This window comes from Actinophytocola sediminis, from assembly GCF_054779715.1.
In genome coordinates, this window is record NZ_BAAGXS010000002.1 from 91500 (window position 1) to 110142 (window position 18643).

Genomic DNA, 18643 nt, shown 5'->3' on the forward strand with positions numbered 1-18643 from the left:
AGATCGAGGGTGCGGGCAGAGATCATCCGCCTGCTGATCGCGATGATAAGCGATCACGGCGGTGACGTCACGGCAGGCACCTCCCGACCGGGGTGTCGTCGCCGAGCTCGCATCTCCCGGCCAAGCACCAGCAGGTCACTGAACCGGTACGGCCACCGGCCATCGTGCACCTCGACCCGGCCGTCCCTCTTCCAGGCCGCGATGTTGTTCCGGGTGATCTCCTTGCCCAACAACCAGGACAACACCGGCGCCGCCTCGGCCGCCGACACCAGCTGCTCCCCGAGCGTGCGAGAAAGCCACTCCTGCCGGACTTCCACGTTGTGCACCGCGCCGCAGCTGTGGCATCGGACCGTTCCCTTGCCCATCAGCGCGTACAACTGACCCTGGCACCGCGGTGGCTCGACATCCTCGGCGACGTCGTCCTCGAGCGGCTCCAGGCACGGGCCTGCATACACCCGGTCGGGTGCTCGATCGATCACTCGCCTAGCGTCCCGGACCGCCGCGCGGATCCCACTGGCCATCTCGGCCGAGACGAACGAGCCGCCGAGCTGGTCCGCGAGCCAGCGCGCGACCGCCGGCGGATGGTCGGCTGGCAGCACCAGGTCCGGATCATCCTCGGCCAGGGACCGGGCCCACGTCGACAGCTCGTTGCGCAGCCGGTGCGCCACCGCCGACGCTTGGGCGTGGTACAGGATCGGGGTCTCGCTGGCCTTGCCGACAGGCGACGACGAGCCGGTCGACCTGCTCAGTCGAGCCAGCGTGGTCTGCAGCTCGTCCCAGAGCCCGGCCCGCTCGTGGAACGCCTCGTCGAGGATCTCCACACCGGGCCACCCGTACGGCGCCGTCCGTCGCAGATTGCCGACCCTACGGAGACCTCCCGATGCGATGGACATCAGCGCGCACTGCAGCTCGTGCACGTGGCCGCAGCCCGGTGCCGAGCACGGCCGCTCGATCCGGTCGCTCACCTGATCACCCGGCCGATCGCCCGACGCAGCCACCCGCGCCGGGACGGCGGGGCAGCCCCGAACTCGGCGAGTTCGTCGACGATCACCAGATGCGCGGTGAAGCCGCGGAACGGCATGCAGGCCGTGGCCGCCTCTCGATGTTCGACCGAGCAGTACTCCCGGTCGAGCCAGTCGACCAACCGCTTGCGGCAGCCGGGCCGCGCACACACCAGCACGATCGGCAGGCCCGCGAGCACGTTCAGCGCCGGCGACCACGGGCGCCCGATCGGCGGGTTGCTCGCCCTCAGCGCATCGAACTCGGCCCGGGTGAGTTCCACCGGCCGAGCGGTCGCAGGCTCGTCCGGCAGCAGCTCGGCCCACTTCGTGATCTCGTCGAGGATCACCCGGTCCGACCCCAAGGTCGCCCGCGGGATCGACGAGACGATCGCGCGCTCACGCCGGAACGCGATCCGGCCGGACGGTTGACCGTCGTACAGCGCACGGATCGCTTGGCGCTGCCAGTCGTTGAGCTCGAACCCGCGTTCCTCGGCGAACTCCACCACGTCCGCCGCTGATGGTTCGCCCGGCGGGCGTACCTCATCCATCCTCGTCCCCTTCCGTCGCGGCCGTTCTGGCCGCACGCTGTCGTCGTGCCTCGTCGATCCGGCACGGGTGATCCATCCGCCCGAGTGGCATGCCTCGCCAGCTGCCGGCCGGGTACACGCAGGGCTCGCCGATCTCGGCCTGGCAGTACGAGCACGGCACTTCCTGGGCCAGGTCCCGGAGGTCGATCCGGTCGGCGAGCCGGTCCTCCTTCCAGCGCTGCAGCGGGGTGCGCTTGGTCATGGCGACCCCCGGGGCTGGTCATGGCCTACGGGTGCGCGGGACCGGCGGTGGTAGATGTCTGGGCTCGAGGCGTCGCGTACTGGCTGCCCGCCGGGGCCGAGGGAGCCACCGACAGCGTGCTGCCCGACCCGACCCGACCCGGACCCTTCCGGCGGGTTGTCCTGGCCGTTGTCTTGTCCCTGACCAGGCGTTTCAACATGTGCGTGCACACCACTGGGTGTGTTGCGGACAACCGTGTGGACAACGCTGTCGACAACGCCTTGTTGGTTGTCCGGGGCGTTGTCGTGGTGGTTGTCCGGCGGGTTGTCGGGCGCGTTGTCGGCGGGGCTCTCCTGGCCGTCCTCGGGCCTGTCGAACAGCTGCTCGCCGCGCTCGGCCCACCATGCGGCCTGGACGGGTGTCGGGGCGGGCAGCCGGCGCATGCCGGCCTCGGCCGGCGTGCGGTGGCCCTTCTCCTCGTTGCAGCGGGCGCAGGCGGTCAGGTAGTTGTCGCCGCCCTCGGCGGCCCGGTCCGGGTCGGGGTGGTCGAACTGCAGCGCGCGACGGCGGTCCTTCGCCCGACCCATGCCCTTCAGCGCGAGCGGCCCAGATCGGCAGTAGCGGCAGCAGCCGCCGTCGCGTTCGTAGACGGCCCGGCGCAGCACGGCGTCTCGGCTGTCGGCCTTCTGGGCGTCGCTGCGGTCCTTCTCCGCCTTGCTCGGGTTCCGCTTCAAGTATCCGCACAGGCGGTAGGCGTAGCCGGCCACCCACGGCGGGGAGCTGTCGAGGCAGTTCTTCGCCGCGCACTGCTGACCCGGCCGGTGCAGCATCGGCGGCCTGCCGAGCATCGGGGTCGTCAGCAGCTCGAGGACCTGGCGGCGGCCGTCGCAGCACGACAGCGCCTGCTCATGGGTCAGATACCCGTCGTCCACGTGGGACGCGGTCTCGCACATCATGCGGACGTAGGACCAGCCCAGGGCGTCCCGCAGCGCCCTCTTGCCGTCAGCCATCGCGCCCCACCGAGGGTCGCGGCCAAGCTGGTCGGCGATCAGCGAGTACGGCATCAGCACCACCCGCCACGGTGCGCATGTCCAGCCATACCAACGGATCGGGCCCGCGCCGACCCGACTGCAGGGCCTGGCTCGCAGGACACCGCAGACCGCTGGTGGCACATACGGCAGCGCCGCGAGACCAAGATCATGTCTCGCGGCGGCCGTGGTGTACGGGGCTGTGGCATCACCCGGCCCCGGCGATCACGTCGAACATGGACAGCTGATCCGGCGGGACGCGTGGCGGACGCGTGGCCACCAGCACGACCGGTTGCGGCGCGGCCGGGCCCGTGCGGCACGGGCACGGGCAGGACCAGATGCAGCGGCGGTCGGCGAGCCACACCATGGCCGCGTGGGTGCGGTGCCAGCCGATCGCGGTCCGGTGCGGGTGGTGGAACGGGTCAGGCAGGGCGAGTACCTGCCACTTGCGGTTGGTGATGGTGCACTCGTAGGACGGGAACGGCGCGTATCCGCGTGGGGGCTGGTGTGTGCAGGAGCGCTGGCCGCCGTGCTTGCAGTCGCCGCGTGCGCAGTTCCCGCACATGCCCCACTTGCACGCGCAGTCGTGGAAGTAGGCGGGTGTCTGCTTGTACGCCTGGCGCATGACCTTCGGCCAGACGTGCTCGCGGACCCACTCGGCCTCGGTCGGCGACATGGTGATCACATGCCCCACCCGTCCAGCTCGGCCCGCACGCGCGGCCACACGTCGTTCCAGCGGTCGGCGGTGTCGGCGATGCGCGCGGCGGCCTGGTCGCGCTCGCGCTCGGCCAGCTCGAGGCGCGCGGCGAGATCAACGATCTGGCTGTTGGCGTCAACGAGCGCCCAGGCCCACCGGTCCAGCTCGGTCTGCAGGGCGGACACTTGGGCCCGTGCCGAGTCGCGGTCGTCGCGCGCCTTCTTCAGGGCGGCGCTCGGCTGCTTGGCCTCACGCAGGCGATCGGCGGTCGGTTCTACATCGGCCGGTTCGACGACCGGCTTGATGTCGTTGCGGTCGCCGCGGTTCTCGACAGCCCACGTCTTCCGCTGGGCCGATGTGGGACCTTCGGGCGGGACACCGACCGCCAGGCGCAGCCTGACGAGCTCGTCAGGCGTGAGCTGCCGGGGCCCTTTGCGTGACCGGCCCACAGCCGCGCTCATGGCGCGCCCACCTCGCCCTCGGTCGCCCGCCGCCACGCCCGCAGCACCGTCATCGCCCGGTGATGAGTCACCCGCACCGACGCCGTGGTCATGCCGAGCGCGGCCGCGCTCTCGCTGACCGACAGGCCCTCGGCCCGCAGGCGGACAACCGCGCGCTGGGTCGGCTTCAGCCGACCCAATACCTTTGCCAGCTCGGCGAGCTCCTCTCGACCCTCGTGCAGCCGCTCCGGCGACACGTGGGTCGCCACCACGTGGGTCGCCACGTCGTCCAGGTCCGCCACCGGCGTCTCCGGCGGCTGGCCGCGGTACGCGTCGTACACCCGACACCGGACGATCACCCACACCCAGCCCAGGAAGTGCTCCACCGCGCGGGGCTCGAACTTCGGCAGTGAGCCGACGATGGACACGAGGGACTCCTGCACGACGTCGTCGACGGCGACGTCACCCCACCGAGGGATCCGCCGGGCGCAGTACCGACCGACCACCGGGCGCAGCCAGACCAGCAGCTCGGCCAGCGCCCGGTGGTCGCCGGCCACCGCGCGGTGCAGGATGTCCATGTCCAGATCGGTCACTCGCTCACCGCCAGCTGCACCACGACGCCCGCGGCCACGAGCTCGTCGCGCCACTCGCGACACGCCCAGCACAGTTCCTCGCCGGCCAGCTCGTGCCGCGCCAGGCCGACGCTCGTGCCGTGCCACCTCAGGTCGATGTCGAACAGCGGCAGCGTCATCCGGCACCGCCCGCCCCTGCGGAGACCGAGGGGTACTCATCCCAGGTGCGGCCGTCCAACTGCCTGCCGGCCTTGCCCTTGCCGACCCTGGCCATCAGCCACGTGCCCGCGCCCGGCTGGTACTCGCGCGGGTCGACGACCGTGCCGTCCGGCTCCACCTGGGCGACCTGGCGGCGCCCGTGCACCTCGAGGTGCACCGCCTCCATGTGCGCGTCCTCGACCTCGTCGCCCTCGCCGTAGAGCGGGCCGATCGGCGCCCACGCGCCCCACTGCTTGAAGTGGAACGGCACCCTCGCGCCCACGCACTGGTCGCGCAGCGAGCGCGCCCAGGCCGGGTGCATCGGGCGAGCACCCGGACCGGACTCGCCGCCGGCCACCACCCAGTCGACTTTCGTGGTCCCTGGCACGCCGAGATCGGTCAGCACGTCGCCGCCGAGCGCTGCCGTGCGCTTCAGGTCGACGGGGCCGAGCAGCGGTTCGCAGGACAGCCACCGCACGGCGGCCGGGGTGTCCAGCAGGGTCTGGATCCGGAGGTTCGCCCTCTGCTGGTCTTCGACACTGACGCCGATCCAGACGTTCGGGAGCGGCCAGCGGAACGCGTGCTCGACTGTCCGGTTCTGCACCAGGTCGATCGCGCGGGAGTGGGCGTCGCTCCGGAAGTCCTCGCTGGACAGCAGGGACCGCATTCGCCCGTGTCGCTTGGTGAGGATCTGGAAGGTGTGCTGGGGCGCCTGGGACATCACCGCGAACACACGGGCGATGAACTCGTCCGGGACGTGGTCGTGGAACAGGTCGCTCTGGGAGTCCACGAAGATCATGCGCGGCTTGCGCCATGACAGTGGGAGGTCGAGCCGGGCCGGCAGCGTGCGCACCGCGCCGGTCCACATCAGACCGACACCCGGCCGGTACGCGGTCAGACCCTCGGCGGCCGCCTCGATCTTCGGGTTTGGGTTGTGCGCCAAGCGATGCACGGTCCGGATCGCGTAACAGTTGTCGCAGCCCGGAGACACCCTGGCGCACCCCAGCGTCGGCGACCAGGTGGCGTCCGTCCACTCGATACCGCTGCGGTCAGCCACCGGACATCCCCGGCGCCTCCCGGGTGGACAGACGGAACTCGCCGATCGCCTCACCGCCGGGCAGCACCCAGTGCTCGTTCAGCGGGATCTCGACCGGCTCACCCTCGGCGACGATCATGCCGTCGTCGGGCGCGACCAGCGGGACCCAGGTCAGCACGAACTCTTCGTCGGCCGCGCACCGCAGCCTGATCGCCTCGGCCGCCCTGCCGATCATCTCTTCCGTCACGCCGTGATCCGCCATGCCATCCGCTCCTCGTCCGTGACAGGCCGGCGCACCAGCCCGTTGATGTGGTCCCCGTCGTGCAGTTCGCCGCGCTCGCAGCGCAAGATGTCGTCCAAGCAGCTGATCAGCGCGAAGCACTGCCGGTCGGTGCTGCCCGGGTAGTCCTCGACCTCGGCCAGGCCGCCGGCGGGCGTCAGGCGAACCCAGGCGTCCTGCCGGCGCCACACCGGCACGTCGGCCGGGTTCTCGTGCGACCAGACGTGCCAGCCCCGGGCACGCGCCTCGGCCGGGTGCTCGGTGATCCACCGGTGACACGGCCTGCACAAGTGCATCCCGTTCTGCGGGCTCCACGCGCCGCCCTGGCCGTCGCGCTGCCGGTGGTGCCAGTCCAGCGCCCGGCGTGCCCCGCACGGGCCCTCGCACAGCCGGCCCGACCGCGCGTACACCGCCTGCCGGGCCGCCCGCTCGACTGCGCGCAGACCCGGCTTGGTCGCCCGCGCCCGCAGCCCGGCCGACCGACGCGCCAGGTTCTTCCGTCGCTTCAGCGGGTCACCAGAGCGCAGGACGGTGCGCCGGTGCGACATCGGCGAACGCTTCACGGCCGCCACCCCCGCCGAGCCGGTCGACGAAACCGGGCGCGGGCGCGCGGGTGAGGGTCGTTCCAGCTGTTGCACTGCGGGTCATCGACGTACTGGCAGCACCTCAGGGAGCGGTGGCAGCGCCAGCGGGCGAGCAGGCGGCGCCTCACCGGGCCCGCCTCATCGCGACACGGTGCGGCCAGCGGGCGCCGGGGTCGGTCTCCCGCAGCACCGCCGCCGAGCTGGGCAGCCCCCAGCTCTCGCGCTGCGGGGCGAGCAGCGCGCTGATCGCCGACGCCCGGTGCTCCATCCACAGCTGGCGCGCGAACGCCGCGCCCATCACCACGATCGGCGACTCGTCGGCGTGCCACCCGCACGAACAGGCCACGTCGTGCCGGGTGTACCGGCGGTACCAGCCCTGCACCCGTAGTTCCGAGGACGTGATCCGGGCCGCGTGCGACCGGATCGGCGCGATCCGGTCGACGTCGACCAACGTGGTGACCACGTCACCCAGGCGCCACTCACGCGCCGGCAGATCCGTGCACGGCTCGACGACCACGCGGCCGCCATCCGGGCTCCGCGGCTGGCCGTCGTGATGACGATGGTCGATGCGCAGGTGCTGGATCTGCCAGCCGCCGCCCGAGCATTGGCACCCGTCCGGGCAGTCCTCCAGCCGGTCCCCGAGCGCCAACTCGCGCGCGTACTTCGGCACGCGTACCCACGTCGTCACCGGACTCGCCCCCTTGCCCGCTCACGGTCGGCCAGCTCGTAGCCCGGGAGGTCGATGTCCCACAGCTGCAGGCGGCCCTTGGCAGGGACCGGGTCGGCGAGCGGCTCGACGTCGCGCAGCCGCCAGTGGTGCTGACCGATCGCCGCGAACGCCCCGCACCGGCAGCGCGCGGAGTCACCGATGCTGCAGATGCCGGCCAGGTTGACCACCGCGACGACCGCGCCCGTGACGAGCAGGTCGCGGCGCTCGGTCACCTGGGCGTCCATCGACGCCAGCACGCCCTTGTCGACCAGGACCTCCCGCACCGCACGGGCGTAGGCCGGGTCCCACTTGCCGGCATGGATCGCCAGCAGGCCGCGGTGAGAAGTCGCCCAGGTGCGGTTCTCCTCGGCCTTGTAGCCGGTCGCGATGGCCCACGCCATCGGCTGGCGAATCGTCAGCGCCTTCACGACGCACCGCCGTTGGCCAGCTCGAGCAGGACGTCGGCGTGGCACGGGTCATCCGGGCCGCACCAGCAGGCGACGTCCTTGCCGGCCAGGTCGCCGAGGTGCTCGCGGATCCACTTCCGGCTCAGCAGGCGACCCTTCACCTGGAAGGCGTCCGGGTAGTCCCCGCTCCCCCTGACCCAGGCGCGGAAGTGAGACACGACCGCCCGCTGCGGGTTCTCGTACCCCGCCTCCACCGCGTCGGCGACCGAGAACGGGTTGCCGAACCGCGTCGTCCGGTCCACCGCGACCGCGCCGGCCGGCATCCGCCACCCCCGGGTACGGCGACGCTGGATCCGGGCCGGGGTCACAGGTAGCCGCACTTCAGGCTCGTGCCGTAGCAGTTGACCTGGTGGTGTCGGTGCTCGGTCATGTGGCATTTGAGGGTGCCGTCCTTCTTGTAGCAGGCGACGCCGTCGACATGCGCGTGCTCGGTTTTGGCGCAGGCGAGGAGGATCCGGTAGCAGCCGGGGACGTGGTTGTGTCGCTGGTCCGCGTAGGGATCGGGCTTCGGCGGGTCGGACTTCTTCGCCATCACAGGCCCCCCTCGGCGACCAGCACGCAGTCGACGCCGTCCGGGTGCTCGGGGTGCCGCGCCTCGGTGCAGTGCTCACAGCACAGCTCGGCCGGCGGCTCGCAGGTGGCGGTGTGGAGGTCGCAGCACACGGCGGCCCCGGTCCGGATCCGCTGCAGGACGCCGGCAAGCTGCTCAGGGGCCACCAGGCAGTCGCGCGCCTTGGTGCCCTCCTGGGGGCCGACCACGCCGAGCTGCTCGAGGTGGTCCATCAGCCGGGCAGCCTTGGCGAACCCCACCCACAGCTTGCGCTGCAGCATCGACGTCGACGCGAACTGCGACGCCACCACCAGCTCGGCCGCCTGCGCCAGCAGCTCCAGGTCGTCCAGTGGGGTCGGGTCGTCGGGCACCTTGATCAGGCCGTGCTCGACGGCCAGGTCGGTCTGCATGTCGGCGACCGTGGCCACGATGTTCTCGGCGGCCAGCGGGTCGTGCTCGTCGGTCCGCGCGTTCAGGTCCTCGGCCAGGTTGCCGGCGTGGCCGATCAGGACGCCGCGACCGTGGCGCAGCTTGTCGCCCGCCGAGCCGGCGTTGATCGGGAACGCGAGCTGGGCCGATTTGGCCACCGCGGCGAACTCGGCGATCGACTCGCGCCACAGGCCGTGGCGCTTCACCACCGCGGCGAACTCTTCGACATCGTGGCCCCTGGTGACCAGCACGCGGTCGTCGTCCTCCGACAGCTCGACGTCCAGGTGGCTCAGCTCGTGGTCGACCAGCGCGACGCGCTGCCGCTCGGTCATCCCGACCCACGGGCCGTGGGCGATCTCGACGACGAAGAAGTCGGCCGGCTCGTCACCGAGCCGGTCGGCGTGCTCCAGGCCGACCAGGGCGGCGTACAGGCCACTGATCTTGCGGGCCTTGCCGAGCACCACCCGGCCACGGGACTTCGCTGGCGGATCACGGAACAGGTACCGGATCGTGACGTCGGTGCGGTTGAGATCCTTGTGGTGCTTGACGATCAGCCCGTCGGCGATCTTCGCCACCTCGGGAGCGCGCCAGTACTCAGTCCTGGCCAAGGGTCAGCCCTCCATCTCGACGGTCACCGCGCGCTGCGCCTCGGCCAACGGCTGCACCGGCCACGCCCGCACCTCGGCGTCCGTCCGGGACAACCGCGGGTCCAGCGAGGGTGCGGTCAGCACCAACCACGGGTGCGACGAGCGGTTCGTCCGCACCACCCGCCGGGCCGTCGGCGAGGCAGGGTCGTCGGCCGGGTGGACCCGGACCGTCAGCACCGGGTCCATCACCGGGCACCACCCGACGTCGACTCCGGTGCGTCGGCTCCGGCGTCGGGCGACTCGGCGACCAGGTCCTCGGCGCGCTCGGCGGCGGCCAGCAGCGCCAGGCCGAGCGCGCGGGCGTTCACCGCGCCCAGCTCGCCGCGGTCGCAGACCACGACCGGACCGACCTCGTCCACGTAGGCCTCGACCGTCGACGACCACCGATCCTCACCGGACACCCGCCACACGAACGTCTCGTTGTCGTGCGCCTCGTCGGGCGCCGGCAGCTCGACGATCCGCCGGCCGCGCACCACGCCGGAGATCGCCTCGTACACCAACACCCGCTTGGCCGGCTGGCCGTCGACCACCATGCGATCCAGACCCAGGTACAGCCCCACGGTCACCGACTCGATCGCCGCCACACCGTCGTCGATCATCGCCTCGGTCACGTCGTCGGTGAAGTGCTCACGCTCAGCCACGGGGACCACCTCCGGTTGCCGTCGACACCATCAGGTAGGCCAGCGCGTACATGCCGACCCCGGCCACCGCGACCACAGCCACGGCAGCCAGGACGAACACCACGCGACGGGTCCCGCGCAGGGTCCGAGGGATCGCCGACAGCACCAGCAGACGCAGCGCCTCCCGGCGCGCCGCCGCGCTCACCTGGGCACCTCGCCCTTGATCCACCGGTCCACATCAGACCTGCGGGCGTACCATCTGCCGTTCTCGCCGGTCGGCTGCGAACCGACGATCTCGCCACTCATCAGCAGCTTCAGCGCCGTCTTCTCGTGGAGCAGCGCGTACTCGGCGACGTCCTTCGTCGTCAGCCAGCTCTCGGCCATCTCGTCGCGTTCCCGCCGGCAGGCCTCGAGCGCGGCGATCGCGCGCACCGCCTCGCCGTGCTCGATCTCGGCGCGTTGCAACGCGACCACCAGGTCGTCATAGATTCGGCGCGACACCAGGTGCCGGGCGTGCGCCAGCTCCGCCAGCCGCACCGCCTCGGCGACCGCCCGGTCCCGGGCGGCGGTCAGGTCGGCCACCTCCCGGTCGCGGGAGGTGAGCAGCGCGACGTCGAGCGCGCCCTCGGCCAGCTGCCGGTGCCACTGGGCCTCGGCGACCAGCCAGCGGGCGTCCGCTTCGCGCTCGGTCATCTCCACCAGGTGCCGCTCGCGGTCGGCGACGGTCAGCGGGCGCCGGTCCGGCAACGCGGTGCTCTCCCGCTCGGCAACCGGCCCGGCGACGTCCCGCTGGACGACCGGGAGGTGCACATCGCGGTGCGCCACGACCACGGCCTGACCGCAGGTGCGCAGCAGAGCAGCGACCGCCTCGGCGATCACCACCGACCGATGCCGACCGCCCGCGCACCCGACCGACACCGCGACACCGACACCGACACCCACCAGGTTCGCCGCCAGCGTCGCCACCGCGCGGACCACCTGGTCCACGCCCCGGGTCGCGTGGACCCTCTCCTGCACGGCCTCGTCGTGACCGGTCAGCTCCCGCAGCGCCGGGTCGATGTGCGGGTCCAACAGACCCTCGCGCACGTCGACCGCCACCGAGTCGGCCGGCGGGCCGCCGTGGCGGTACCCGAACGACGTGATCGTGATCGTGTCCCGTACGGCCACCGACCGGGATGGGGACCGCAGCCACGCGATCAGCTGGTCCCGCTTGGCCGAAGCGGTGATCTCGCCGGCCGAGGTCCGCGCCGACCGAATCGCGCCCCCGTGCGCGAACCGGACCACAGCCTCATACCCCGGCTTGGTGATCGTGACCTCCCCGTCGGCCTCCGACCACGACCAGCCCTGCCTGACCGCGAACTCGCGCACGTAGTCCTGTGTCCTCATCACGCCACCGCCTGACCGGCCTCGCGGACCGGGCGCGTCCGCCACCGGCGATCCGCCGGGGTGCGGTAGGTGACCAGGCCCTCGTGCACGCGCGGACGCCGGCGGGCCGGCGACTCGTCGTGGCCGAGGTGGACACCGGCGCGGCAGGCCAGAGCCAGCCGGGCGGCGACCTGCCGGGCCGCCTCGCGGGCCAACTCCAGGGACACCGCCATGTCGCTCGCGGTGTCCGCCGCCGGCCGGTCGCGCCGGTCGTCGTACAGCGACGCGTCGCCGGCCAGCGGACCGGACGCGTACACGCTCACCTGGTGCAGCACCTGGTCCAGGTGGGACATCGCCCCCGCCAGGTTCGACACCGCGCGGAACAGTGCCGGGCCCGGGTGCTCCAGCCGCGGCGACCACGTCGCGTTGGCCAGGTAACGGGTCAGGCGCTCCACCGCCTCGGCCGCACCCGACAGCGAGTCGTCGGTGTGCGGGCCGTCGTACGGCCAGTACTGCTCCACCGCATCACGGGCGATGACTGGTGGCACACGACCACTCCTGGTCTCGATCATCATCAGCCCCAGCCCTTCGCGGCCGCGAGCGCCGCCACGGTCGGCACGGCGGGCTGCACCAGCACCACCGGCAGGCAACTGCGGGAGCGCTTCGGTGGCTTGGGCGGGCGCGGCAGGCCGTGCGCCTTGGCGTACTTCTTGTCGTGCTTGCTGATCGCCCGCTGCATCGCGCGGGAGTCCCACGCCGGCGCCTTCTTCTTCGCCATCACCGACCGCCCGCCCGGCACAGCGTCGCGGCGGCCGCGGCCTGGATCGAGCCGGCGTCACGGTGGGAGTAGCCCAACGCGCGCAGGTCGGCGATCGCGGTGAGCATGTCCGTGGCACACGTGTCGTAACCGCGCCCGATCAGGCTTTCCCACGGGGTGACGTCGACGCCGCGGTTGTCGAGCCGGTCGAGGTAGTCCACCTCCGAGCTGGTCGCTTCCAGGAACGACTCCTCCGCCCCCAGCGGCGCCCCCAGTGGCGGCGTGCTGTCCAGCTGGTCCGTCGACGGATCCACCGCCGCCGTCAGGTTCAGCGCCGATCCCGCCGCGCCCGGCACCGACCCGCCGTCTTCGCCCGACACCAGGCCGAGGACGACGACCAGCGCCAGCGTCACCACCGCACCGATCACCGCCCACCGGCGGTTACTCTTGGACTCGATCATTCAGGACTCCTTGGGTTCTCTGGTGGTCACGCGGGTCGGCGGGGAAAGCGCCGGCCCGCACTTCTCTTTCTTGATCACTCGCCCTGCTCGAGCTGCTCCCGCAGGTCATCCACCACCGGCTGAGCAGGGGCGTCCTGCACCCGCGCGCGCCGAGCCGCCTCGCGAATCACTCGCTGGACTTCCGGGTCATCCGGGTCGATCACGGTCACGCCGCGCGCACCCGTTTCGGCGCCTGGCCCATCACCCAGCGGTCCAGGTCCTCGACCTTGAACCGCCAGCAGGCACTCGACTTGCGCTGAAACCCGCGCAGGCCCTTGGTCGGGTCACGGTCGAACTGGACGGCCGCGCGGCGGACGGTCTCCCGGTGGCGACCCGTGTACTCCGCCGCCTGGTCGAGGGTCAGCCAGCCCGTCGGGGCGCTCACTGACTCGGCCTCGCCTCGGTGTCCCGCCTGGGCCCCTTGGGGGGCGACGGCGGGGCCTTGGGCTTGTCGGCCGGACGGGTGTCCTGTGGTCGCTCCTGGTCGTCGCGCTCCGTCGGCCGGGGCTGTCCACTTCTGTCCAGTACGTCCTCGACGGTCCAGCCCAGCGCGTTGGCGATCTTGGCCGCGTTGGCCAGCGAGCAGGCGGTTGGTCGGCCGACGACGTTGGTCACGTTCGTCAGCGTTCGAGCTCGGATGCCTGCCTTGTTCGCGAACTCAGCCCGGGTGAGACCCATCCGCGCGTAGGCCTCGCGGATGGCCCTTCCTCGCACCCGTAGTGGGGTCACCTCTTCCATGACGAACATCATGCCCACAAATGCCCATCAATGTCAACAAATGCCAGTCACTTGCCGTATTGGTCAACGTCAGGCACTATTGGTCACATGAGGGCAATGCACACGAGAGCACAGCGACGCTCGCGTAAGCACACGAGCGCCCGCAATGGCCATTTGGCGACCACCGCCGACGTCGCCCACTGTGTCCCCATGGGCACAGTGAGGCATCCACTGGTACGGAAGTACCTACGGGCGGCGCGCAACGAGCGCGACATGACCCAGAAAGACGTCGCTGATGCCGTCGGGGCCGTGCGCAACACCATCGGGAAACTCGAGACCGGCATCGCCATCGACGAAGGCATCGAAGCGGCCGTCGAGAAACTGTTCGGCTGGCCCATCGGCAGCCTGGACCGACTTCGGGCCGGACAGGAACTGATCATCCCGTCCGCTCCCGAGCGCGGAATCCAGGTGCGCAACGACGACGAACGCCGCTTCGCCGAATTCATGATCGACGCCGAGTACACCGCCGAGGAGATCAACGAACACCTACAGCTACGCAGGGAGTACAAGCGGAAGCAGAACGAAATCCGCATAGTCCACCAGGGTGATTCGGCCACGAAATGAGACTCGATCGGGTTACAAATCACCGGCATATGCACGTGCACACGCCAGCATGCCGGAATGCGCGACGTCATTTACGCGGTCGTAGCGCTTGCGTTGGGGGCAGCAGTGATCCTGCAGGCCCGAACAACCAAGAGACTCAAGGCCCAGATCCGGGAGTCTGCACGCAAGCGGGCGGCTGCACACAACGAGCTCAAGAAGATGATCCAGAACGGCGCCGAGGACAGCGACGCCCCGAACGACCACCGGCGTCGACACCTACGAATCGTGCCAGCAGTAGCGACGCTCGTAGGCGTAGCAACGGCGCTGATCAGTTGGGCAAAGACGCACCCAGCCCCGGCCGCCGCCACAGTGGCCGCGGCCAGCGGGATCGCGCTCGCAGCGCTGCTGTCCACCAACCAGCCGGCCGACAACGCGATGCCCAGCCCGCCGCCGGCGTCACCCCATCGGTCGATCACACCGGCGCCACCGCCTGGGCCGTCCTCGGCGCCCACGCCGGTTCGACCGCCGGTCAACACCACCAGCGCGCGGTCGACCAGGACGCCGCCCGTCAGCCCTGGCCCGGTCGACCGTGGTCTGCCTACCACCTCACCGTCAGGTGGCGGAGCCACGTCGACCACCAGGCCGACGAGCAGCAACGCGCCGACCAGCTCGACCACCACCACGTCGACGACCACGGGCACCAGCAGCGCCTGCCTGATCGCGATCGAGGTCCCATGGATCCTCGACCTCTGCGTCGGTGGCCACGAGCCCGTCTAACCCAGCAGGGAGGCCGCCATGGCATGGGCTGACCCGCTCCCCGGCGGGGGATACCGAGCCGGCTATCGGGACTCCGGCGGGAAGAAGTGTTACGTCAAGGACGCTGACGGTCGCACCGTCAATTACAGCCGCAAGACCGATGCTCGGCATGCCGGCGCCGAAAAAGAATCCTCCGCCAGGCGGCGGGCGGCGGCCGCGGCCGGCGCGTTGCCCGCGACCATCAAGTGGGGCGAGTGGTGGGACCTGCTGTCCGCGAAACGCACGTTCCCTGACAGCGACACCGCCGCCACCGAGCGGAACATTGTCGCCGTGTACCTCCGGCCGAAGTGGGGTTCCGTTCCCCTCAACAAGATCACGTTCCAGAAGCTCGACGAGTGGGTAAACGAAGGCGAACTTCGTGTGCGCATTGGAATGTCCCCCGGGTACGTACACCGGATCTTCTCGGTGTTCAACGTATCGATCAAGGCCGCACTGACAGAGGGAGTTCTCGAAGCGTCACCCTGCGCGGGCATCAAGCTTCCGAAGCGGCCCAAGAAGCCCAAGCCCTACCTGTCGCCCACCACCGCGACCGCCTACCGCGAGACTGGCAAGTTACGTGCCGACGTCGCCGACGCGATCGACTACACCCTCGAGACCGGCCTGCGGCCAAGCGAACTGGCCGGCCTGCACGCCGACAGACTCGACCTCGAGCGCGGTTGGATGCTCGTAGCGGAAGTGTTCGTCCCGGGTCGGCGGATCATCAGGTCGTACCCCAAGGATGAGGATGTCCGGATGGTCCCCCTGACCGACAAGGCAATCGAGATCGCGAAGCGACGCCTTCATGGACGCGACCTTGGCGCCGGATGCAACGTGCCGCACAGCGACGGTTCATCCTGTAACAGCACCGTCGTGTTTCTCACCGAACGCCGGCGCATCATGCACCCGGACACGATCGCGTACCACATGAAGAACGCTGCCGAGCGCGCCGGAATCGAGCGACGGAGCCCGTACACCGGGCGCCGTGGATTCGCCACACGGGCCGCCGAGGGCGGGCTGGACGCCTTTCAGATCGCCGAGATCCTCGGTCACGCCACGCTCACCCAGGCGCAGGAGTACGTGCAGCAGACGCCAGCCGCGCGGGTGAAGTTGTCCGCAGCCCTCAGCCAGTACCCGCAGCTGGTGATGCTCGACGGCGGCCTGGGGCAGAACCAAGATCATGGGGCAACCGATGGGGCAGCCTTGAAAAAACAGCCGCCGAGAGGCGCCGTGATCCAGTCCGTCCGAAACGCCACCTGACCAGTGCACATGTAACGACTCGCCGCAATCCGCCGATATCCTCAGCAATCGACAAACATGCAGGTCGCGCGCTCCACCGAACATAGTTGTGGTGGGCCGAGATCGGCTCATCGAAGGACACCACCGGGAACTGCCGACGCAGCACGTCGCACACCAGCCGCAACATCACCGCCCGGTTGCGCCGCGCATAGTCCTGGGCCCAGTACAGGTCATGCCGGTACGCGGCCATCTGCGGCGTGCCGGCCAGGAACACCGCGAGGTCCGGGTCCGGCAGCGAGCTGTTGTGCGCGAGCCCCTGCGCCACCTCGATGTGGTGCTGGGCAAGGATGTTCCCGATCCCGCGCGAGCCGGAGTGCAGCATCACCCAGACCTGCCCCTGCGTGTCGAGGCAGATCTCAATGAAGTGGTTGCCCCCGCCCAGCGTGCCCATCTGGTGCAGGGCACGGCCGGCGGTGGCCCGAACGGTCGGCGTCAACTCCTCGAACTGGCGCCAGAAGGCATCCCAGTCACCGGCATCCCGGGTAGTGAACGCCGTCGTCTTGTGCTGGCCGCGCCCCACCGGGACCACACGCTCCACAGTGGACCGCAGCCGGCTCAGGTCGCTCGGCAGGTCCTCAGCGCGCAACGACGTCCGGACCGCGGTCATGCCGCAACCGATGTCAACGCCGACCGCCGCCGGCGACACCGCATCACGCATGGCGATCACCGAGCCGACGGTCGCGCCCTTGCCGTAATGCACATCCGGCATCACGGCAACGTGCTTGAACGTCCACGGCAGGGCCGAGATATTGCGCAGTTGCCGCATCGCCTCCGGCTCGACCGACTCGGGTCGAGTCCACAGCCGAATATCAACGTGCTGGCCGGAAACCGTCGTGGATGGCATGGTTCCACCCTAGAAGCGAACTCAAATCATATATCCGTGTTTCCAGATCGCCTTCGACGGACCGCCGATCAGTCCCACCTCGGTCAGGAACTCGACCACCTTCTCCGACATCCACCGGCGATGCTCCTGGTGATGCGGGTTCGCCAACGCCACTCGACGCCCTTCGCGCGGATCGATACCCACGGCCGCGTAGACCTTCGGGTGCACCATGCAGTCCACGACCGCGTAGGCCGTCACCGCGGTGACCAACCGGTAGAACTCCAGCCGAACGCGCCCGACACCCGCCAACCCGCGCACGACCTCCTCGCGGGCGAACCGCACGTGCCGAGCCTCCTCGATCACGTGGATCCGATTCACCATCCGGATCATCGGCTGGATCTCCGGGTCATCCATCATCGACCGCTGCACCCGGTCGGTTGTCTCCTCGGCGACCAGCACCGAGGCGAACATAGGCGGCCCGCCGGCAACCCCGCCGAAGACCCGGCCCAACGCCCGGACCACCCTGTTCGGCCCGTATGCCGGAGCACCGGTCTTCTTGACCGCCTTGGCGAACATGATCGAGTGCCGGGTCTCGTCCCCCAACTCCGTCAGCGCGTACTGCGCGTGCGCGGTCGTCGGGTCGAGGTCATAGATGTAGCGCGCCAACAACTGCATCAGCACGATCTCGAACCACAACCCCACGCTGGCCATGCTCGCGATCTCGTGCTTCGACAACTCGATCCGCTGCTCCGGCGTGAGCCGCTCCCACAACTCCGTGCCATACAACGACACCCGCTCCAGCGGCATGAACGCCTTGCCCTCGGCCAGTGGCGCCGCCCAGTCGATGTCGACATCGGGCGCGTAGGAGTTCCGCACGGACGAGTCGAGCAGCCGCTCGGCGGTGACCTCTCGATCCTTCGGTTGCCGTACGCGAGCCATCGTGGACCACCATCCCCGGAGTTAGTGTTACTTCGCGTAACAGTTACCTCCGGTCAGAGTCCCCCGTCGGCTCGTCGGTGTCAAGGTCCGGTCGCACCAGATCACCGATCAGCTGCACGATCTCCCTGGTCACCGGCCGCAGCAGGCGCAGCCGGGACAGGCCGATCACGCGGTCGATGAGGGGCACGGTGCGGTCGACGAGCAGTCTGGTCCGCCGGCACCCCGCCGACCGGTCGTGCACCCAGAACAGCACAACCCCCATCTCGTACAGCCACAACAACTCCGGCAGCTCCGGACGCAACTCCGTGTCCACCTTCACCGTCGAGCCGTCGAGTACCCGTCGGTGCAACGCGATCTGCGCCTCCCGCGCCGGACTCGACTCGGTGGAGAACGGACTCAACGGACTGTCCGGATCAGCGGCGTTGACGAAGAACTGCTTGCCGAACTCGTGATACGGCTCGGCCACGTCGATCCACCCGTGCATCACCGCCCGCAGCCGGGGCGCGAACTCCCGCTCGGTTCGCAACGCCTCCTCGCAGGCCCGTTCGTGTAGCTCCGTGATCCGGTCGTAGAACCCCTGGACCAACTGCTCCTTCGAGCTGAAGTAGTAGTAGGCGTTACCGACCGAGACCCCGGCCTCCTTCGCGATGGCCCGCATGGTGGTTTTCGCGTACCCGTTCTCCTGGAACAACCGCAACGCCGTCTCGACGATCAGCGTCCGCGTCGCCTCGCTCTTCGGCGTCCTGGCGGCCTCGCTGACCGGGACGTTGTGAGATTCCACCACGAATTCACGTTATGCCATGCCCACCACCGACGGGCCGA

At 70.2% G+C, this 18643-nt stretch carries 30 protein-coding genes and 3 pseudogenes; 2 read left to right on the forward strand and 31 right to left on the reverse strand.

The features are described 5' to 3' along the window. Positions 1–53 precede the first annotated feature (53 nt). From ACYVIP_RS01185 to ACYVIP_RS01315, 27 genes and pseudogenes are all read right to left on the reverse strand, one after another. Complete coding sequence (locus tag ACYVIP_RS01185; protein WP_460390994.1) at positions 54–965, reverse strand: hypothetical protein; 912 nt, start codon at positions 963–965, stop codon at positions 54–56. Further along, complete coding sequence (locus ACYVIP_RS01190) at positions 962–1549, reverse strand: hypothetical protein (protein ID WP_460390996.1); 588 nt, start codon at positions 1547–1549, stop codon at positions 962–964. Before ACYVIP_RS01190 ends, ACYVIP_RS01185 begins: the two co-directional genes overlap by 4 nt. After that, positions 1542–1790: a zinc finger domain-containing protein gene (locus tag ACYVIP_RS01195; protein ID WP_460390998.1), complete on the reverse strand. Its 249-nt coding sequence runs from the start codon at positions 1788–1790 to the stop codon at positions 1542–1544. Before ACYVIP_RS01195 ends, ACYVIP_RS01190 begins: the two co-directional genes overlap by 8 nt. Beyond that, positions 1787–2833, reverse strand: a complete 1047-nt coding sequence (locus tag ACYVIP_RS01200) for an HNH endonuclease (RefSeq protein ID WP_460391000.1) — start codon at positions 2831–2833, stop codon at positions 1787–1789. The genes ACYVIP_RS01195 and ACYVIP_RS01200 overlap by 4 nt, the downstream gene beginning before the upstream one ends. A 172-nt stretch (positions 2834–3005) precedes the next feature. Next, entirely contained in the window at positions 3006–3473 is a 468-nt protein-coding gene (locus tag ACYVIP_RS01205; protein WP_460391091.1) for a DUF6248 family natural product biosynthesis protein, read from the reverse strand. A 5-nt stretch (positions 3474–3478) separates the two neighbouring features. Further along, positions 3479–3955 carry a hypothetical protein gene (locus tag ACYVIP_RS01210; RefSeq protein ID WP_460391002.1) on the reverse strand — a complete coding sequence of 159 codons (477 nt, stop codon included), beginning with the start codon at positions 3953–3955 and terminating at the stop codon, positions 3479–3481. Then, complete coding sequence (locus ACYVIP_RS01215) at positions 3952–4527, reverse strand: RNA polymerase sigma factor (RefSeq protein WP_460391004.1); 576 nt, start codon at positions 4525–4527, stop codon at positions 3952–3954. The genes ACYVIP_RS01210 and ACYVIP_RS01215 overlap by 4 nt, the downstream gene beginning before the upstream one ends. Then, a complete protein-coding gene (locus ACYVIP_RS01220) occupies positions 4524–4685 on the reverse strand; it encodes a hypothetical protein (RefSeq protein ID WP_460391006.1) in 162 nt (53 codons plus the stop codon). The genes ACYVIP_RS01215 and ACYVIP_RS01220 overlap by 4 nt, the downstream gene beginning before the upstream one ends. Continuing rightward, the gene (locus tag ACYVIP_RS01225; protein ID WP_460391008.1) at positions 4682–5761 is read right to left on the reverse strand and encodes a DUF5131 family protein; all 1080 of its coding nucleotides are present in this window, start codon (positions 5759–5761) and stop codon (positions 4682–4684) included. The genes ACYVIP_RS01220 and ACYVIP_RS01225 overlap by 4 nt, the downstream gene beginning before the upstream one ends. Then, entirely contained in the window at positions 5754–5987 is a 234-nt protein-coding gene (locus ACYVIP_RS01230; protein ID WP_460391010.1) for a hypothetical protein, read from the reverse strand. Before ACYVIP_RS01230 ends, ACYVIP_RS01225 begins: the two co-directional genes overlap by 8 nt. Then, positions 5984–6583 (reverse strand): HNH endonuclease, encoded by a 600-nt coding sequence (locus tag ACYVIP_RS01235; RefSeq protein WP_460391012.1) that lies wholly within the window; start codon positions 6581–6583, stop codon positions 5984–5986. Before ACYVIP_RS01235 ends, ACYVIP_RS01230 begins: the two co-directional genes overlap by 4 nt. Before the next feature lie 145 nt (positions 6584–6728). Continuing rightward, complete coding sequence (locus ACYVIP_RS01240) at positions 6729–7292, reverse strand: hypothetical protein (RefSeq protein WP_460391014.1); 564 nt, start codon at positions 7290–7292, stop codon at positions 6729–6731. Next, a complete protein-coding gene (locus tag ACYVIP_RS01245; protein WP_460391016.1) occupies positions 7289–7741 on the reverse strand; it encodes an ASCH domain-containing protein in 453 nt (150 codons plus the stop codon). The genes ACYVIP_RS01240 and ACYVIP_RS01245 overlap by 4 nt, the downstream gene beginning before the upstream one ends. Continuing rightward, the gene (locus ACYVIP_RS01250; RefSeq protein WP_460391018.1) at positions 7738–8100 is read right to left on the reverse strand and encodes a DUF4326 domain-containing protein; all 363 of its coding nucleotides are present in this window, start codon (positions 8098–8100) and stop codon (positions 7738–7740) included. Before ACYVIP_RS01250 ends, ACYVIP_RS01245 begins: the two co-directional genes overlap by 4 nt. Next, positions 8085–8312 (reverse strand): hypothetical protein, encoded by a 228-nt coding sequence (locus ACYVIP_RS01255; protein WP_460391020.1) that lies wholly within the window; start codon positions 8310–8312, stop codon positions 8085–8087. The genes ACYVIP_RS01250 and ACYVIP_RS01255 overlap by 16 nt, the downstream gene beginning before the upstream one ends. A gap of 137 nt (positions 8313–8449) precedes the next feature. Then, positions 8450–8692: pseudogene (locus tag ACYVIP_RS01260) on the reverse strand (DNA translocase FtsK); the annotation flags it as partial. Between the two features lie 252 nt (positions 8693–8944). Next, positions 8945–9367: pseudogene (locus ACYVIP_RS01265) on the reverse strand (putative metallopeptidase); the annotation flags it as partial. A gap of 3 nt (positions 9368–9370) precedes the next feature. Next, positions 9371–9592 carry a hypothetical protein gene (locus tag ACYVIP_RS01270; protein ID WP_460391022.1) on the reverse strand — a complete coding sequence of 74 codons (222 nt, stop codon included), beginning with the start codon at positions 9590–9592 and terminating at the stop codon, positions 9371–9373. Further along, positions 9592–10047, reverse strand: a complete 456-nt coding sequence (locus ACYVIP_RS01275) for a hypothetical protein (protein ID WP_460391024.1) — start codon at positions 10045–10047, stop codon at positions 9592–9594. The genes ACYVIP_RS01270 and ACYVIP_RS01275 overlap by 1 nt, the downstream gene beginning before the upstream one ends. Continuing rightward, complete coding sequence (locus ACYVIP_RS01280) at positions 10040–10231, reverse strand: hypothetical protein (protein WP_460391026.1); 192 nt, start codon at positions 10229–10231, stop codon at positions 10040–10042. Before ACYVIP_RS01280 ends, ACYVIP_RS01275 begins: the two co-directional genes overlap by 8 nt. Next, the gene (locus ACYVIP_RS01285; RefSeq protein WP_460391028.1) at positions 10228–11412 is read right to left on the reverse strand and encodes a RapZ C-terminal domain-containing protein; all 1185 of its coding nucleotides are present in this window, start codon (positions 11410–11412) and stop codon (positions 10228–10230) included. The genes ACYVIP_RS01280 and ACYVIP_RS01285 overlap by 4 nt, the downstream gene beginning before the upstream one ends. After that, the gene (locus ACYVIP_RS01290) at positions 11412–11939 is read right to left on the reverse strand and encodes a hypothetical protein (RefSeq protein ID WP_460391030.1); all 528 of its coding nucleotides are present in this window, start codon (positions 11937–11939) and stop codon (positions 11412–11414) included. The genes ACYVIP_RS01285 and ACYVIP_RS01290 overlap by 1 nt, the downstream gene beginning before the upstream one ends. 26 nt (positions 11940–11965) lie before the next feature. Beyond that, positions 11966–12169, reverse strand: a complete 204-nt coding sequence (locus ACYVIP_RS01295; protein ID WP_460391032.1) for a hypothetical protein — start codon at positions 12167–12169, stop codon at positions 11966–11968. After that, positions 12169–12609: a DUF732 domain-containing protein gene (locus ACYVIP_RS01300; protein ID WP_460391034.1), complete on the reverse strand. Its 441-nt coding sequence runs from the start codon at positions 12607–12609 to the stop codon at positions 12169–12171. The genes ACYVIP_RS01295 and ACYVIP_RS01300 overlap by 1 nt, the downstream gene beginning before the upstream one ends. A 74-nt stretch (positions 12610–12683) precedes the next feature. Continuing rightward, on the reverse strand, positions 12684–12818 hold the full coding sequence (locus ACYVIP_RS01305) for a hypothetical protein (RefSeq protein WP_460391036.1): 135 nt from the start codon (positions 12816–12818) through the stop codon (positions 12684–12686). Further along, the gene (locus ACYVIP_RS01310) at positions 12815–13033 is read right to left on the reverse strand and encodes a helix-turn-helix domain-containing protein (RefSeq protein ID WP_460391038.1); all 219 of its coding nucleotides are present in this window, start codon (positions 13031–13033) and stop codon (positions 12815–12817) included. The genes ACYVIP_RS01305 and ACYVIP_RS01310 overlap by 4 nt, the downstream gene beginning before the upstream one ends. Then, positions 13030–13398, reverse strand: a complete 369-nt coding sequence (locus ACYVIP_RS01315) for a helix-turn-helix domain-containing protein (protein WP_460391040.1) — start codon at positions 13396–13398, stop codon at positions 13030–13032. Before ACYVIP_RS01315 ends, ACYVIP_RS01310 begins: the two co-directional genes overlap by 4 nt. 177 nt (positions 13399–13575) lie before the next feature. Between ACYVIP_RS01315 and ACYVIP_RS01320 the strand changes: the two genes are divergently transcribed. Further along, positions 13576–13989: a helix-turn-helix transcriptional regulator gene (locus tag ACYVIP_RS01320; protein ID WP_460391042.1), complete on the forward strand. Its 414-nt coding sequence runs from the start codon at positions 13576–13578 to the stop codon at positions 13987–13989. A gap of 71 nt (positions 13990–14060) precedes the next feature. On the opposite strand, the gene ACYVIP_RS01325 is transcribed toward ACYVIP_RS01320, so the two are convergent. Next, positions 14061–14669 (reverse strand): hypothetical protein, encoded by a 609-nt coding sequence (locus ACYVIP_RS01325; RefSeq protein WP_460391044.1) that lies wholly within the window; start codon positions 14667–14669, stop codon positions 14061–14063. Positions 14670–15156: 487 nt separating this feature from the next. On the opposite strand from ACYVIP_RS01325, the pseudogene ACYVIP_RS01330 reads away from it, so the two are divergent. Further along, positions 15157–15840, forward strand: a pseudogene (locus ACYVIP_RS01330) (tyrosine-type recombinase/integrase); the annotation flags it as partial. Between the two features lie 43 nt (positions 15841–15883). Here ACYVIP_RS01330 and ACYVIP_RS01335 read toward each other — a convergent pair. The 3 genes from ACYVIP_RS01335 to ACYVIP_RS01345 are packed head-to-tail and all read right to left on the reverse strand — an operon-like array spanning position 15884 to position 18605. Next, the gene (locus ACYVIP_RS01335; RefSeq protein WP_460391046.1) at positions 15884–16903 is read right to left on the reverse strand and encodes an RtcB family protein; all 1020 of its coding nucleotides are present in this window, start codon (positions 16901–16903) and stop codon (positions 15884–15886) included. Between the two features lie 21 nt (positions 16904–16924). Continuing rightward, positions 16925–17821, reverse strand: a complete 897-nt coding sequence (locus tag ACYVIP_RS01340; RefSeq protein ID WP_460391048.1) for an AurF N-oxygenase family protein — start codon at positions 17819–17821, stop codon at positions 16925–16927. A gap of 43 nt (positions 17822–17864) precedes the next feature. Continuing rightward, positions 17865–18605 (reverse strand): TetR family transcriptional regulator, encoded by a 741-nt coding sequence (locus ACYVIP_RS01345; protein WP_460391050.1) that lies wholly within the window; start codon positions 18603–18605, stop codon positions 17865–17867. Positions 18606–18643 lie beyond the last annotated feature (38 nt).

Bases quoted from the DNA above. Each gene is read 5' to 3' on its own strand.
- ACYVIP_RS01285 (WP_460391028.1), bottom strand. From the start codon at position 11,412: ATGAGGACACAGGACTACGTGCGCGAGTTCGCGGTCAGGCAGGGCTGG.
- ACYVIP_RS01205 (WP_460391091.1), bottom strand. From the start codon at position 3,473: ATGTCGCCGACCGAGGCCGAGTGGGTCCGCGAGCACGTCTGGCCGAAG.
- ACYVIP_RS01300 (WP_460391034.1), bottom strand. From the start codon at position 12,609: ATGATCGAGTCCAAGAGTAACCGCCGGTGGGCGGTGATCGGTGCGGTG.
- ACYVIP_RS01190 (WP_460390996.1), bottom strand. From the start codon at position 1,549: ATGGATGAGGTACGCCCGCCGGGCGAACCATCAGCGGCGGACGTGGTG.
- ACYVIP_RS01200 (WP_460391000.1), bottom strand. From the start codon at position 2,833: ATGCCGTACTCGCTGATCGCCGACCAGCTTGGCCGCGACCCTCGGTGG.
- ACYVIP_RS01220 (WP_460391006.1), bottom strand. From the start codon at position 4,685: ATGACGCTGCCGCTGTTCGACATCGACCTGAGGTGGCACGGCACGAGC.
- ACYVIP_RS01210 (WP_460391002.1), bottom strand. From the start codon at position 3,955: ATGAGCGCGGCTGTGGGCCGGTCACGCAAAGGGCCCCGGCAGCTCACG.
- ACYVIP_RS01340 (WP_460391048.1), bottom strand. From the start codon at position 17,821: ATGGCTCGCGTACGGCAACCGAAGGATCGAGAGGTCACCGCCGAGCGG.
- ACYVIP_RS01270 (WP_460391022.1), bottom strand. From the start codon at position 9,592: ATGGACCCGGTGCTGACGGTCCGGGTCCACCCGGCCGACGACCCTGCC.
- ACYVIP_RS01315 (WP_460391040.1), bottom strand. From the start codon at position 13,398: ATGATGTTCGTCATGGAAGAGGTGACCCCACTACGGGTGCGAGGAAGG.
- ACYVIP_RS01255 (WP_460391020.1), bottom strand. From the start codon at position 8,312: ATGGCGAAGAAGTCCGACCCGCCGAAGCCCGATCCCTACGCGGACCAG.
- ACYVIP_RS01335 (WP_460391046.1), bottom strand. From the start codon at position 16,903: ATGCCATCCACGACGGTTTCCGGCCAGCACGTTGATATTCGGCTGTGG.
- ACYVIP_RS01295 (WP_460391032.1), bottom strand. From the start codon at position 12,169: ATGGCGAAGAAGAAGGCGCCGGCGTGGGACTCCCGCGCGATGCAGCGG.
- ACYVIP_RS01320 (WP_460391042.1), top strand. From the start codon at position 13,576: ATGGGCACAGTGAGGCATCCACTGGTACGGAAGTACCTACGGGCGGCG.
- ACYVIP_RS01195 (WP_460390998.1), bottom strand. From the start codon at position 1,790: ATGACCAAGCGCACCCCGCTGCAGCGCTGGAAGGAGGACCGGCTCGCC.